This window comes from Sphingobium sp. FW306-1B-F04DB (assembly GCF_058781925.1).
Map to the genome: position 1 here is coordinate 1 of NZ_JBYSXE010000036.1, position 13883 is coordinate 13883.

At 66.7% G+C, this 13883-nt stretch carries 19 protein-coding genes; 6 read left to right on the forward strand and 13 right to left on the reverse strand.

Features of this window, described 5'->3' with window-relative positions:
• On the forward strand, positions 1-523 hold a 523-nt coding region (locus AC3WJD_RS15045; RefSeq protein WP_492747508.1), incomplete at its 5' end, for a hypothetical protein.
• Between the two features lie 204 nt (positions 524-727).
• Here AC3WJD_RS15045 and AC3WJD_RS15050 read toward each other — a convergent pair.
• The 13 genes from AC3WJD_RS15050 to flgB all read right to left on the reverse strand — a co-directional run bounded on the left by AC3WJD_RS15050 (position 728) and on the right by flgB (position 11207).
• Positions 728-1651 carry a flagellar motor protein MotB gene (locus tag AC3WJD_RS15050; RefSeq protein ID WP_492747509.1) on the reverse strand — a complete coding sequence of 308 codons (924 nt, stop codon included), beginning with the start codon at positions 1649-1651 and terminating at the stop codon, positions 728-730.
• Between the two features lie 3 nt (positions 1652-1654).
• Entirely contained in the window at positions 1655-2518 is an 864-nt protein-coding gene (motA, locus tag AC3WJD_RS15055; RefSeq protein ID WP_492747510.1) for a flagellar motor stator protein MotA, read from the reverse strand.
• Between the two features lie 112 nt (positions 2519-2630).
• Positions 2631-3473 (reverse strand): flagellin, encoded by an 843-nt coding sequence (locus AC3WJD_RS15060; RefSeq protein ID WP_492747511.1) that lies wholly within the window; start codon positions 3471-3473, stop codon positions 2631-2633.
• Between the two features lie 14 nt (positions 3474-3487).
• Positions 3488-4831: a flagellar hook-associated protein FlgK gene (flgK, locus tag AC3WJD_RS15065; protein WP_492747512.1), complete on the reverse strand. Its 1344-nt coding sequence runs from the start codon at positions 4829-4831 to the stop codon at positions 3488-3490.
• Complete coding sequence (locus AC3WJD_RS15070) at positions 4828-5127, reverse strand: rod-binding protein (protein ID WP_492747513.1); 300 nt, start codon at positions 5125-5127, stop codon at positions 4828-4830. The genes flgK and AC3WJD_RS15070 overlap by 4 nt, the downstream gene beginning before the upstream one ends.
• The gene (locus tag AC3WJD_RS15075) at positions 5124-6233 is read right to left on the reverse strand and encodes a flagellar basal body P-ring protein FlgI (protein ID WP_492747514.1); all 1110 of its coding nucleotides are present in this window, start codon (positions 6231-6233) and stop codon (positions 5124-5126) included. The genes AC3WJD_RS15070 and AC3WJD_RS15075 overlap by 4 nt, the downstream gene beginning before the upstream one ends.
• 2 nt (positions 6234-6235) lie before the next feature.
• Complete coding sequence (locus AC3WJD_RS15080) at positions 6236-6910, reverse strand: flagellar basal body L-ring protein FlgH (protein ID WP_492747515.1); 675 nt, start codon at positions 6908-6910, stop codon at positions 6236-6238.
• Positions 6891-7679, reverse strand: a complete 789-nt coding sequence (flgG, locus tag AC3WJD_RS15085; protein WP_492747516.1) for a flagellar basal-body rod protein FlgG — start codon at positions 7677-7679, stop codon at positions 6891-6893. Before flgG ends, AC3WJD_RS15080 begins: the two co-directional genes overlap by 20 nt.
• Positions 7680-7701: 22 nt before the next feature.
• Positions 7702-8445: a flagellar basal body rod protein FlgF gene (locus AC3WJD_RS15090; protein WP_492747517.1), complete on the reverse strand. Its 744-nt coding sequence runs from the start codon at positions 8443-8445 to the stop codon at positions 7702-7704.
• A 9-nt stretch (positions 8446-8454) separates the two neighbouring features.
• Positions 8455-9762, reverse strand: a complete 1308-nt coding sequence (locus AC3WJD_RS15095) for a flagellar hook protein FlgE (protein WP_492747518.1) — start codon at positions 9760-9762, stop codon at positions 8455-8457.
• Positions 9763-9789: 27 nt separating this feature from the next.
• Complete coding sequence (locus AC3WJD_RS15100) at positions 9790-10452, reverse strand: flagellar hook assembly protein FlgD (RefSeq protein ID WP_492747519.1); 663 nt, start codon at positions 10450-10452, stop codon at positions 9790-9792.
• A complete protein-coding gene (gene flgC / locus AC3WJD_RS15105) occupies positions 10449-10850 on the reverse strand; it encodes a flagellar basal body rod protein FlgC (protein ID WP_492747520.1) in 402 nt (133 codons plus the stop codon). Before flgC ends, AC3WJD_RS15100 begins: the two co-directional genes overlap by 4 nt.
• A gap of 3 nt (positions 10851-10853) precedes the next feature.
• Entirely contained in the window at positions 10854-11207 is a 354-nt protein-coding gene (flgB, locus tag AC3WJD_RS15110) for a flagellar basal body rod protein FlgB (protein ID WP_492747521.1), read from the reverse strand.
• 200 nt (positions 11208-11407) lie between these two features.
• Between flgB and AC3WJD_RS15115 the strand changes: the two genes are divergently transcribed.
• The 5 genes from AC3WJD_RS15115 (at position 11408) to AC3WJD_RS15135 (ending at position 13789) form a co-directional block, all read left to right on the forward strand.
• Entirely contained in the window at positions 11408-12091 is a 684-nt protein-coding gene (locus AC3WJD_RS15115; protein WP_492747522.1) for a MotA/TolQ/ExbB proton channel family protein, read from the forward strand.
• Complete coding sequence (locus AC3WJD_RS15120; RefSeq protein WP_492747523.1) at positions 12088-12573, forward strand: flagellar motor protein MotB; 486 nt, start codon at positions 12088-12090, stop codon at positions 12571-12573. Before AC3WJD_RS15115 ends, AC3WJD_RS15120 begins: the two co-directional genes overlap by 4 nt.
• 46 nt (positions 12574-12619) lie before the next feature.
• A complete protein-coding gene (locus AC3WJD_RS15125) occupies positions 12620-13117 on the forward strand; it encodes a flagella basal body P-ring formation protein FlgA (RefSeq protein ID WP_492747524.1) in 498 nt (165 codons plus the stop codon).
• 64 nt (positions 13118-13181) lie between these two features.
• Complete coding sequence (gene flgM, locus AC3WJD_RS15130; protein WP_492747525.1) at positions 13182-13466, forward strand: flagellar biosynthesis anti-sigma factor FlgM; 285 nt, start codon at positions 13182-13184, stop codon at positions 13464-13466.
• Positions 13463-13789, forward strand: a complete 327-nt coding sequence (locus AC3WJD_RS15135; RefSeq protein WP_492747526.1) for a hypothetical protein — start codon at positions 13463-13465, stop codon at positions 13787-13789. The genes flgM and AC3WJD_RS15135 overlap by 4 nt, the downstream gene beginning before the upstream one ends.
• Positions 13790-13883: the final 94 nt, after the last annotated feature.

Below are 13883 nucleotides of genomic sequence, written 5' to 3' on the forward strand. Positions count from 1 at the left end.
AAGTCGTCCGATGACCTCGCAGACAACCGTTGGCCAACGGGAAAAAGGAAGCCTGATGCTCAAATCAATTAGACAACAGTCCGGACACGACGACATTGCGGTCGTTCGCATTCGCCGCTTTAGTGACACAATGGGAACTAAACATCTTTGCTACGCAACAGCGATGGCTGCTGCCGTCACGGGGTGTTCTAGCACCTACTACATAAAGGCGACAGTCATCGACGGTACGGTTGCCTTTGTCGCTGACACTGACCTTTTCGGCAATCCGGACTGCGTTGGGAGCATCACGGTTGAAGCTGAAAACGGTCCTCCAGCGGTACCGACTATAGGAGACGATGTGGGCGCTGTGCGCCGGGGGACCTATTGGGAGGAAACGTTTGCCTCGCCATCGTGTGAAAACCCTTTTCCGGTCCAATACGGTGCAAAGCTTATAGGGCCGCCGTTCGTTTACTCGGACGGTCGAACGAAGTCAGTGAAAGCCAAACCCCTTGCCAGAGGGGTGACCTATACCGTCTCCACGTGAAGTAGTGGGTCGGCATACGGAGGGGGCAAGTTTCGCCTAACTATGGATGGGAAAGTCATAAACCTCCCTCGATGAACATCCGAGCCAAAATCGCAACGGCAGCTAACCACGACTTTCCAGTCGTTGAATGGGGAGACGACACCTCCCGAAACCGAACGCAGGTTCGGCTGGGGATTTTTGACCACGGGGCCTGGTCTGCACGCGTCAGCGCGCCGCGAGTTCGGTCCTTTCCTTCGCCTTGGTAGCCTCGTCATATTTCAGCCAGGCGAGCGTGATCGACATGCGGCGGTTGCGCGGGTCGTAGATGTCCGCGGGGACGAAGGGCTCGCGGTCGGCGACGCCCTCGATCCGCGCGAAGCGATCGAGCGGCACGCCCGCATCGCCCAGCGTCTGCCGCGTCGACTCGGCGCGCGAGCTCGACAGCAGCCAGTTGTTATCGGTGCGGCCCGACGCATAGGGCAGCGCGTCGGTGTGCCCGCGCACGATCACGTCATTGGGCACGCCCTCGATCACCGTCGCGACCTCGGCGATCAGCTTGCGCGCATCGGGCAGCAACGTCGCGGTGCCCAGCGAGAACATCGCGAAATCGGCCTCGTCGACGAGATCGATGCGCAGCCCCTCGCGCGTCTCCGTGAAGCGGACATTCTTCTGGAGCTTCGCAAGCCGGCGATCGCGCTTCATCCGGTCGATCAGCGCCTGGCGCAGCATCATGAAGCGCTTGCGATCGCGCATCTTCTGCTCGCCCGCGCCTTCCTTGTCGCCGCCCGTCGCATCCTTGGGGATGGTCAGACTCTTCGAGCCGGTCTGCGCGGCCTTGTGAGGATAATTGTCCTTGGCCACGATCGAGTCGCCGCCGAACGGGCCGTTTGAGCCCGCGCTTTTCTGGCGCATCTCGACCAGCGTCGGCGTGAAATAGTCGGCGATGCCGCGGCGCTGCTTCTCCGAGGTGGCGCCGAGGATCCACAGCAGCAGGAAGAACGCCATCATCGCGGTCACGAAATCGGCATAGGCGACCTTCCACGCGCCGCCATGATGGCCGCCGTGCAATTCCTCGACGATCTTCTTGACGATGATCGGCCGCGGTTCGGGTTCGTTCTTGCCGCGCTTCTTAGCTTGAGCAGCAGCCATGGCTCAGCGACCCCGCATGCCGTCGAACACATCGGCGAAGGCCGGCTGGTTCGAATGGCTGATCCCCGAGCGCGCGGCCTCGATCACCAGCGGGATCGGATGGCCGTGGAGCGAGGCGATGATCATCTGCTTGACCACGTCGTAGATCGCGGCGTCGGCCTCGATCACCTGGCGCGCGCGGTTGGCGAAGGGATTGACCATTCCGTAAGCGAGCAGCACGCCGAGGAAGGTGCCGACGAGCGCCGAGCCGATCATCGCGCCGAGCACCGCCGGCGGTTTGTCGATTGATCCCATCGTCTTCACCACGCCGAGCACCGCTGCGACGATGCCGAGCGCGGGCAGGGCGTCGCCCAGCGTCTGGAGCTGATCGGCGGGGCGGATCGCGTCGTGGTGGTGCGTCTTGATGCTGTTGTCCATCACCTCCTCGACCGCATGCGGGTCGAGCGTGCCTGAAGAGACGACGACGAGGCGCAGCGTGTCGGTGATGAGGTGGACCAAAGTCTGGTCCTTCATCAGCTTGGGATATTGCGTGAAGATCGTCGAGGCCTGCGGCTCCTCGATATGCGGCTCGAGCGCGACTGGGCCTTCCTGGCGCAGCAGCTTCATGAGCGTCGAGATCAGCAGGATGACGTCGAGGAAATCCTGCTTTTTGTATTTCGGCCCCTTGAAGATCTTGGTGAAGCCGCCCGCGAGTTGCTTCAGCTCCTTGCCCGAATTGCCGATGATAAGCGCGCCTGCCGCAGCCCCGCCGATGATCAGCATTTCGTGGGGCAGTGCGTGCATCACCGCACCAAGGTCGCCGCCCGTCAGCATGAAGCCGCCGAACACCATCACCAGAAGCACGACCAGGCCGATCGCAGGAAACATGGGCAACCCCCGAAAACAAGCAGAACACGGTTTCGGAAGCTGGCCTTCGCCGGGACGCGCCTCCTGTAACCGTTAACGGTCGGGGCGCCGGAGATTTAAGGGTTAACGAACGTCAACCGAGCAGATCGAACAGCGTCTGGCGGTTCACGCGGACGAACGCCGCCTGCGCCGCCTCGAGCGTCAGCTGCTGCGCATTCATGCGCGCCACGACCGCCGGGATGTCGGTCGCCTCGATCTGGTTGCGCTCGTCGTTGAGCGCCAGCTTCGAATTGGCGAGCCGCTCGCGCGCCGAATCGATCAGCGTCATGCGCGACCCTTGTTCGCTGCGCGCATCGATGACGCGGTCAGTTGCGCCCTGCAGCTGCGTCAGCGCGGTCGCGGTCGCCGCGTCGCGCGCGGCGTCGTTGGCGATCCCGAGCGCGGCCGCCGCGCCATCGATGATCGTCGCAAGATCGGTCGCCCCACTGCCGAATACGCGGTCGAGCTGGAGCGTCGCGCTCAGCGCGAACCCGTTAGCCACGGGCACCGCGAGCGGCGTGGTCGTGGGGAAGACAGGCTGGCCGCGCGGATCGGTCAGTGCCATCTGCGCGCGGATATCGGCGGCAAGGCCCTGCAGCTCGATCGCATAGGCTTGGCGATCCTGCGCGTTGACCGTGCCCGTACGCGCGAGCGTCATCAGTGCGACTGCGCGCGTCGCTGCGGTGACGACGCTGCCGAGTGCGCCGTCGGCGCGTGCGGCGAGCGCTGTCGCCGCGTCGGCATTGGCCGCCCAGACCGCCTCGTTGGACTGCGAGCGCTGGATCTGCCCGACACGCGCATAACCCGCGGGATCGTCCGAGGGCGCAAGGATGCGCTTCTGTCCCGAAATCTCGACCTGCGAGCGCGCGATCGCCTCGGCGAGCCGAGTCTGGCGGGCGATTTCTGCGCTGATCCGATTGCGGCCGCCGATGATCATGTTCGTATTCCCTGTCAGAAGATCGCGAGGATGGACTGGAGTGTTTCGCGCGCGACCTGGATGATCCGCGCCGAGGCATCATAGGCCTGCTGGTAGCGCAGCAGTTCCGCGGCTTCGCGATCGAGGTCGACCCCCGAAACCTCCTCGCGTGCCGCAAAGGCATTGTCGCGTCGCGTGCTGAGTGCGGCATCCTGCGTTTTCGCCGAGGCGAGGTTCTGCGCGAGGATGTTGATCATGTTCGACATCCGCGCCTCGGGCCCGCTGTCGCCGCGCTGCGCCTGGAGCGCGAGCAGGTTGCCGTTCTCGGTCCCGCCGCCCGCTGCGGCAATGCCATCGGGGTCGGTCATCACGACCTGCAGCGTCGCGGCAGTGGTGCCCGAAAGCATCGCCGCACCGGGATTGCCTGCCTTGTCGGTGCCCGCCGCCGACCATGCGTTGAGTTGCGCCGCGAAGTCGGCCGCGATTGCGTCGAGCTCCTGCCGTCGGCCAGCGACGCTGTTGGACGCATCGATCAGCCCCGCCATCGAGCCCGCCATTACGGGGAGCGGGTCGGTGCTGCCCTCGGCGGTGACCATCAGCGAAAGCCGCCCATCGGCCGCGACCTGGAGCATGACGATCCCGGCGTCCGGACCCGCGACCAGATTGGGGCTGGTGGTGCCGCGCGCGCGCACCGTCGCTTCGCCCTTGCCGCTGATCTCATAGTCGATCTGGATCTTGGTCGAGAGGCTGTCGAGCAACCGGTCGCGCTCGTCCTCGAGGCTTGCGCGGCCCCCGCCGCCCGGTGCCGATCGCGCGATCGCGACATTGACGTCGGCCAGTGCCTGCAGTTCGTTGTTGACCGCCGCGACCGTGGTCTGTGCCTCCGTCGCAATGCCTTCGGCGACGCGTGCCAGCCCCTCGGCAGTGGTGCGAAAGGCGCTGGCGGCATCCTGCAGCGCTGTCAGCATCGCGCGGCGGGGCGCGGCGCCACCGGGGTCGCCCGCGAGCGCGTCGGCGGCATTGTAGAAGGTGGTCAGCCGCTGGCCGATCCCCGCCGGCCCGTCATCGAGCGCGGTCTCGGTGACATTGAGCCAGCGCAATCTTGTCTGCGACTGCGCCGAATCCGAGTTGGTAAGCCGCGCATCGGCGGCGCGGAACGCGTCCCAGCTGCGCTCGATCGAGGTGACGCGCACCCCGCCCACGGCGAACTTGTCGTTGTAGAAGGGCTGGCCCGCGCCGAGAATACCCGTTTCGCGTAGCTTGATGTCACGACGCGAATAGCCCTCGCTCTGCGCATTGGCGACATTGTCGCCGACCGTGGTCAGTGCGTTGCGATAGACCGAGACGCCCATCGCGCCGATGCGTAGCAGATCGCTCATTTCGCGACTCCCTCATCGGTGGGCAGGTGCTTGCCGAGCTGCCCGATCAGCATTTCGGCGATGCCGAACGCGCCCTTTTCGGCCATCGAGTCGGCGAGCCGCGCGTCGGACATTTCGCGGAACTGGTTGGTTGCCTGGCTGCCGAACAGATCGTCGCCGAGGCTCGACGAGCGCATCGATCCGATCATCTGGCGTAGGAAGACGGCCTCGAAGGCCTGCGCGGCCTTCTTGAGCTCGGCGCGCTGCTGCGCGGCAGCGGTCGGGCCCGCGCCCGTCGAGGCGATCGGCGTCGTCACAGGATCACCAGCTCCGCCTTCATCGCGCCCGCCTGCTTCAGCGCCTCGAGGATCGCGACGAGATCGGCGGGTGAGGCGCCGATCGCGTTGACGGTCTTGACGATGTCCGCCAGCGAGGCGGTCTCGCCGACCTGGAACATCGGGCGCGTCTCTTCCTCGACGGTGATGTCGCTCGAGGGTTCGAGCGCGGTCTGGCCGCGCGAGAAGGGCGCGGGCTGGACGATCGTCGGATTCTCGTCGACGCGGACGGTGAGCTTGCCGTGGCTGACCGCGGCGGGGCGGATCCGCACCGCGCCGTTGATGACGACGGTGCCCGTGCGCGCATTGACGATCACGCGCGCGGGCGCCTGCGCCGGATCGACATCGAGATTCTCGACCTGGCTCATCAGCATGGTGCGCACCTCGACGCCAACCGGCGCGTCGATCGCGATCGAGACCGCGTCGACCGCGCGCGCGCGGCCATTGCCGAGGCTGGCGTTGATCGCCGCGGCGACGCGCAGCGCGGTGGTCACATCCGCCTCGGCAAGGTTGAAGGTGAGGTGGGGCGTTGTTCCGAAGCCCGTATCGACCGCCTGCTCGATCGTCGCGCCCGAGGGGATACGACCCGCCGAGGGCACATTGACCGAGAGCTTGGAGCCGTCCTGCGCGTTCACGCCGAGCCCGCCGACCGCAAGGCTGCCCTGCGCCATCGCGTAGATCTGGCCGTCGGCGCCGCGCAGCGGGGTCATCAGCAGCGTGCCGCCGCGCAGCGACTTGGCCTTGCCCAGCGCGGAGACGGTGACGTCCAGGCGCTGGCCGGGCTTGCCCATCGCGGGCAGCTCGGCGGTGATCATCACGGCGGCGCTGTTCTTGAGCTGCGGGTTGACGCCCGGGGGCAGCGTCAGGCCGAAGCGCGAAGTCACGCCCTTCATGCCCTGCGTTGCATATTCGAGGCTGTCATCGCCCGTGCCGGCAAGCCCGACGACGATGCCATAGCCGATGATCTGGTTGGCGCGCAGGCCCTGGAACTGGCCGAGATCCTTGACGCGCTCGGCCTGTGCGGGCGTCGCGGCAAGGCCGAGAAGGAGGGCGATAAGGGTGAAGAGGCGCTTCATGACGGTCCCCATGCTCAGAACGGGCTCAGCATGGAGAAGAAGCGCTGCAGCCAGCCCTGCTGGCTGGCGCGGGCGACTTCCCCCTTGCCGGTATAGTTGATGCGGGCGTCGGCGACCCGCGTCGAAAGCACGCGATTGTCGGCGCTGATGTCCGTCGGACGGACCAGCCCCGAAAACTGCACGAACTCATCGCCCCGGTTCAGCCGCACAAGCTTTTCCCCGCGCACCAGCATGGTTCCGTTGGGATAGACCGCCGCGACCGTGACGCTGATCTCACCCGAGAGCGCGTTCGACTGGGTGGCCTGCCCCTTACCATTGAACGACGAGTTGCCGCCCATATTAACGTCGGAGGGCGAAAAAAATGACAGCGGCCCCGTTGTCGGCGGGGTCAGGCCGATATCGCCCGCGCGGTCGGCGGACTGCGTTGCGCTCTTGGTCGCGAGTGTCCGCTCGACCAGCGCGATGGTCAGTACATCGCCCACCATCGCCGCACGCGTGCCGCTGGTGAGCGGCGCATAGCCCTGCGAGGCCTGGAAGATCGAGCCGTTGGCGACGGGGGCGGCGGGAAGGTCCGCAGCGTAGCTCGGCGCGTATTCGGACGGCCGGTTTTTCTTCGCGATGGCGGGCGAAGCCGCGAACACGGCTGCGAGCGCGATCGCCGCGGCGAGCCTAGAGGGTCTGGTTGGCATTGCGCAGCATCTCGTCGGTGGCCGAGATCATCTTGGAGTTGATCTCATAGGCGCGTTGCGTCTCGATCATGTCGACCAGTTCCTCGACGATGTTGACGTTGGAGCCTTCGAGCGAACCCTGGCGCAGCGTGCCGCGGCCATCGAGGCCCGGCTGGCCGACCTGCGGCGCACCCGAAGCCTGCGTCTCGATCAGCAGGTTGTTGCCGATCGATTGCAGCCCCGCCGGATTGACGAAGCGCGCGGTCTCGATGCGGCCGAGCTCGGTCGACTCGGTTTCGCCCGCGACCTTGACCGAGACCGTGCCGTCCTGGCCGATCGTCACCGATTCCGCGCCCTCGGGCACCTGGATCTGCGGGATCAGCGGCATGCCGTCGGCGGTCACGATCTGGCCCTCGGGCGAGAGGCTGAAATCGCCCGCGCGGCTATAGCCCGTGCGACCGTCGGGCAGCTGGATCTGGAAATAGCCGCCGCCCTCGATCGCGAGATCGTAGCTGTTGCCCGTGGTCTGGAGCGTGCCCGCGGTATCGATCCGCGTCGTGCCGGTCATCTGCACGCCGGTGCCCATCGACAGCCCCGTCGCATAGCGATTGTCGCCCGACGACGGCGCGCCCGGCGCGGTCATGATCTGATAGGCCAGCGTCTCGAAGCTGGCGCGGTCGCGCTTGAACCCCGTGGTGTTCACGTTGGCGAGGTTGTTGGCGATCACGCGCATCCGGTTGTTCTGCGCGTCGAGCCCGGTGCGGGCGACATGGAGAGCGGCGTTGGACATGGCTTTCAGGTCTCCGTCGAAATCAGGATGGCAGGCGCATCAGGTCGGCCGAGGCCGTGTCGAGATCGCGCGCGGTGGTGAGCAGCTTCATCTGCGTTTCCCAGGCGCGGCTTGCCTCGATCATCTCGATCAGCGCCTGGCTCGAATTGACGTTGGATGCCTCGAGGCTGCCCGTGATGACACGCGCCTCGGGGTCTTCGGGCAGCGTGCCGCCGCCGCGGACGCGGAACAGGCCGTCCAGGCCCTTGGCGACCTCCGATCCCGTGGGTGAGGCGATCTTGAGGCGATCGGCCCGCTGGGGCTGTGTGGGGTCACCGCCAGCGGGCACGATCCAGATGGTCCCGTCCTTGTCGATGCGGACATCGTCGGCGGCCGGGAGCGTGACGGGGCCGCCTTCGCCGAGCACGGGAAGCCCGTCGCCCGTCGTCAGCAGTCCCGAATCGGTCAGTTGCAGGTCGCCGCGGCGCGTATAGGCTTCCTCGCCATTCTTCGCCTGGACCCCGAGCAGCGCGTCGCCCTCGAGCGCGATGTCGAGCGCGCGGCCGGTTTCGGAGATCACGCCCGCGCTCATATCGGCCGCGACGACTTCCTCGGAGGCCGCGACTCGCGCGTCCAGGCCCGGACCGTCGACCCAGAGCGGACGCGCATTCGCCAGCTCCTTGCGAAAGCCCGTGGTGTTGGCGTTCGCAAGGTTGTTGGCGGTCGTCGCCTGGCGCGCCATCGCGCCGCGCATCGCGGTCAGCGAAGTGTAGATCAGACGGTCCATGCTCTAGCCTCAGGTCCGGATGTTGACGATGGCCTGCGTCATCGTATTGGCCGTCTCGATCGCCTTCGCGTTCGCCTGGAAGTTGCGCTGCGCCGCGATCAGCTGGACGAGCTCTTCGGTGATATCGACATTGGCCTGCTCGAGCGCGCCCGACTGGACCACGCCGAAGCCGTCCTTGCCCGCCTCGCCGATCTGCGCATCGCCCGACTTGCCGGTGATCCCCCAGCTCGCATCGCCGAACTGGCGCAGGCCCGCGGGATTGGCGAAGCTTGCCATCACGACCTTGCCCAGCGGAATGGTGTCGCCGTTGGAGTAGGTGGCGGTGACGAGGCCGTCGGTTCCCACCGAGACATTGTCGAGCTTGCCCGCCGCGACGCCGTTCTGGTCGAAGGCGGTGGGCACGAACGGCCCGCCCGCCTGCCTCGTGGCGGTGCCGAAGTCGACGGTGAAGTTGAGCGGCTGCGCGGCGCCGGAGGGCTGCGCGCTCGCGAAGGTGGTCGGGCCCGCGGGCGCGGTCAGCGTCCCCGCGGCGTCGAACGTCAGCTGCAGCGGCACCGCGGGGCTCGGCTGCGCCGGGTCGGACGACACTTCCTGGTTGCCGACGAACAGATGCGCTTCCCACGTGCTGTCGGTCACCGCGCCGCCGGGCGCACCCGTGCGGACATAATAGACCGTCGCGGCCAGCGCGTTGCCCGCGGCGTCATAGACGGTCGCGGCGGTCGAATAATTGTAGCTGTTGGGATCGGTGCGATCGAACGCATAGGGGTTCGCCGCACTATACACCGGACGGCTGGCCGGCAGGTCCGCGTTCTGCGGCAACGTGACCGTGACGTCGATGGCGCTCGTCGCGATCGACGCACCCGAAGACTGCGGGATCTGGAGATTGCGCGTCGCCGAGATGCCCGTCGCGGTAACGTTGCCCTCGTCATCGACGGGCAGGACCTGCAGATACGCACCGCGCGAGTCACGGACATAGCGCTCGGGATCGACGCCGAAGGCGCCGTTGCGCGTGAAGCTCATCCGGCCGCCGGTCAGCTCGCCGCGCGTCATGAAGAAGCCCTCACCGCTGATCGCGATGTCGAGCGCGCGTTCCGAGGACTGGAAGCCGCCCTGGCCGAATTGCTGCGTGATGCTTTTCAGCCGCGTGCCCTGGCCCGCGACATTGCCCGACGACATCGGCGATGCCGACATCAGGTCGCCGAATTCGGTGCGGCTCTTCTTGAAGCCGACGGTCCCGACATTGGCGATGTTGTTGGAGACGACCGCGAGTTCGGTCTGCGCGCCCTTGAGGCCGGAAAGCGAGGTGTAGAAGGACATGGCGTGTGTTCCTTTGCTGGAATTGGGTCAGCCGAGACGGACGGCGTCGTCGGGCGAAAGAAGGCCGAGCGGGGTGACTAGGCGCGTCGAGGCGCCGCCCGCGGGGGACTGGACCCCGGTAATCTGCGTCCAGGTGCCGATCGCGGCGTCGATCTCGCCCTTGGCGCCGGTGGCGTTGACCACGACGCGCAAGGGGCCGGCAACCGCCTTGCCATCGGCATCCTTGCCGTCCCACGCGAACGAGGCGTTGCCCGCCTTCTGATTCTCGAAGGTCGCGTTGTGGACGACCTGGCCATTGGCATCGACCAGGCTGACGATCATGCCGCGCGCGTCCTCGGGCAGCGCGACTTCGCCGCGATAGCTGCCGTCGGAAAGCGGCGTTGCCTGGTCGGTCTCGACCAGCGCGGACTTGCCGATCCAGCTCGCCGCACTCCCCAGCCGCTGCGCCTGAAGGTCCGACGCCATCGCGGCGAGGCTCTTGTTCATCTCGGCGATGCCAGCGACGCTAGAGAACTGCGCCATCTGCGCGACCATCTGCGTGTTGTCGACGGGATTGAAGGGATCCTGCGTCTTGAGCTGCGTCGTCATCAGCTTCAGGAACGCGGTCTGATCGAGCGTGCTGTTATGCTTGGCGCCCGGAGGCTGCTGAAGATCGAGCCCGGCGGTGTTGCTGGTGTTGACTGTCGTCATTTGCCCATCCTGATCGTGTCGAGCGTGAGGGTCTTGGCGGTCTGGAGGACCTGGACCACATTTTGGTACTGGCGCGCGGTCTCGATCATCTCGACGAGCTCTGCAGCGCTGTCGACGCCCGCGTCCCAGACGTCGCCATTCGCATCGGCGAGCGGATGATCGGGCGCGTGGCGCTTGGTCGGCTCGACCGAGGAGGTCACGACCTGCCTGACGCGCACCGTTGCGGCGTCGCCATCACGCACCGTCTCGAAGACGGGCTTCAACGACCGGAACGCGGTTTCCTTGCTGCCCGAGACCGAACCCGCATTGGCGAGGTTGGAGGCGGTGGTGTTGAGGCGCACCATCTGCGCGGCCATGGCACGGCCGGCGATGTCATAGACCGAGAGCGGACCCGCCATCGCTTATTCTCCCTTGATCGCCTGCATCAGCGTCCCGATGCGGCCTTCGAGGAAGGAGAGCGTGGTGCGGTAGCGCACCGCATTCTCGGCGAACATCGTCTGCTCGGTGCCGAGCTCGACCGTGTTGCCGTCCATCGAACCTTCCATCGGAATGCGGTATCCCATCGCGTCGTCGGCGGCGGCCTCGACCGCCATGCCGTCCTGCGCCTTCTGCAACGCCTGGGTGAAATCGATGTCGCGCGCCTTGTAGTTGGGCGTCGCGGCGTTCGCGATATTGGACGCGAGCAGGGTGAGGCGCTGGCTGCGCAGCCGAAGCGCGTCGCCATGCACACCGAAAATGTCCTGTCCCATCGTCATTTGCGGCCCCCCCGCTTAAGTCGCTGCCCGGCCTGCCGTTATGAGTGGCAGGACAAGCCGCGCTCCACGGGAGCAAGCGCCGTGCCAATAATGGTAAATGCGCGCATTTCCGGGGCGTCGAACCGGGCGGCAAGATGCTGTCGGCAGGAAATTGCCGGGGGCGGCAAATTTTTGCCGGTCGTTGCCGGCAAGGGGTGGATATGGCGATTTTCGAAAGGCTTGCGCTCTATTTCGACCCTGTCGCCTTCGCTCTTGTTATAGGCGGCTCGCTGCTGCTCGCGGTGTTTCGCGCGCAAAAAAAAGATGTCGCGCGCGCTTTTGCGGCGCTGGGGCCGCTGCTGCGCGCCGATCCTGCCGCGGACAGTGATGCCGCGATGCGCGCGGTCCACGCGATGGAACGCATCGCGCAGATGCGCAGCATCAGCTGCGCCGATCGCGTCCAGACCGCCGAACGCTTCCTGACCGCTGCCGCGCACCGGCTTGCCGATGCCGACAGCTCCGACGAATTCACGCGCTGGGCCGAAGAGGAGCTCGAGGATCGCGAACGTCGTCATCGCGGCGCGATCGACTTCTGGAACGCGGTGGCGGACAGCGCGCCGGGCATGGGCATGGTCGGCACGATCATCGGGCTGGTCGGCATGTTCGCCGCGATGAACGACGCTGATCGCATCGGTCCCGCGATGGCGCTGGCGATGCTGACCACGCTCTATGGCATCGTACTCTCCTATCTCGTCGCGGGGCCGATCGCGCGCCGGCTCGAGCGGCTTTCGGTGCTGGAGTGCGACTGGCAGCGCCGTGCGCTCGATCATCTTGGTCATCTCGCGCGGATCGAGCTCGACGAACCGGCGAAACCGCGCGCGCCGCGCCGTGCCCGCGCCGCATGATACGCGGCTCCGACCAGACGCGCTGGCTGCTGAGCTTCGCCGACCTCGTCCTGCTGCTGCTCGCCTTTTTCGTGCTGCTCCACGCGCAGAGCATCAATCCCGACGCGGTCGTCGAAAGCATCGGCGATGCCTTCTCTGCCGAAGCGCGCCCCGCGACGATCGAGCGCCGCATCATCGCCGACGATATTTTCAGTCCTGGCGAGGCGTTGCTGCGTCCCGAGGCGCGAACCGTGTTCGAGCGCTTTGCGAGAAGCTGGGCGAAGCGGCGTGGCACCCTCTCGATCACGAGCATCGGCCGCGCCGGCGATTCGGCGCGCTTCGACGGCTGGGAACTCGCCGCCGCGCGCGCTGCGGCGATCGGCCGGCTGATCCGCGACGCGGGGATGGACCCGCGCGCGATCGAGATCGTGATGCCGCCGAGCCGCGGCCGCGAAGGGCAGGGCGGACAGCGGCTGGTGCTCCGCTTCACCCCGGCGCGCTGAATCTGGCGCGGTCCTTGCTTGATATGCGCCCGAAAGGGCTTTCACGATGACGACGACGGTTTTCCGACACCTGCTGCTGACCGCCGCGCTGATGGCGCCGACGGGCGTGCACGCACAGGCGTTCCAGAATATCGATGCGCTCGAAACCGCGCTCGTCGCGGCGCTCGGCGCAGGCGTGGGCGAACCCGGCGGGCCGACGGCGCCCATCGATCGTCGCCTCAAGCTCGCGCAATGCCCGCAGGCGCCCGTGTTCGACGCGCCCGTACTGGGCGCGGTTGCGGTGCGCTGCGCCTCGCTCGGCTGGCGTATCCGCGTGCCGCTGGCGCGCAGCATGACAGCGGCGGCGGTGCGCGAGGAACCCGTGATCCGCAGGGGCGACCCCGTCGAACTCGTTGCGGGCGGCCGCTTCTTCGAGGTCAGCACCCAGGCGATCGCCGAGCAGGATGGCGCGCCGGGTGCGCGAATTCGCGTGCGTTCCGATCCGAAGGCTGCACCCGTGTTCGCCGAAGTGGTGCGCGCCGGCGTCGTTCGCATAGCCGATTAAAGTAATCCCGTTAATTGCCGTTAACAGCTTCAAGAGGGCGAAAGCCCGCTGAAAAGCGAAGGATATGACGATGATCAAAGGCGTCGGGCTTGGCCCCACGAGCAGGATCGATCCGGTCCGCACCAAGGCTGCCGAACAGGGTGGTGCGACGCCTGCGGGTGTCGCCTCCAACCCGCGCGCATCCGCCGAGACCGCGTTGTCGCAGATGCTCGCCGACGGCCCGCCGGTCGACAGCGATCGCGTCGCGGAACTGCGGGCGAAGATCGAGGACGGCAGCTATGCCGTCGATCCGCGCGCCATCGCGGACAAGATGATCGCGCTCGACCTCGGTTCCAAGGGCGACGCGTGACCGTAGAGCTTGAAGAGGCGGTCGACGGTATCGAGCGGCTGATCGACGCGCTCGACGGCCGCGATGTGCAGGCGATCGAATTCGCCAACACCACGCTCACGCTCGCGATCGGCCGGCTGCGAGGGCTGGGCGGCTGGCGCGACGACCGCGACGAACTTGCGATGCTCGATCACGCGCTCGGTCTTGCCGAAGCCGCGCGTATCCGCGTCAATCTGCTCGGCGACATGGCGGAGCGCCAGCTCGAGCTGCTCCAGCAGGCGCGCGCCGAGGCGCACGATTCCGCGGTTTATGGCCGCAAGGGCCGTCGCGGCCGCGTGGGCTGATCGAAAGCTTCCGTCAGTAGCGCAAATGGCACGCTAATTGCTGGACACCCCACGTACCACGTGGAGGTGTCATGTTTCCGACAGTCGACCCAGT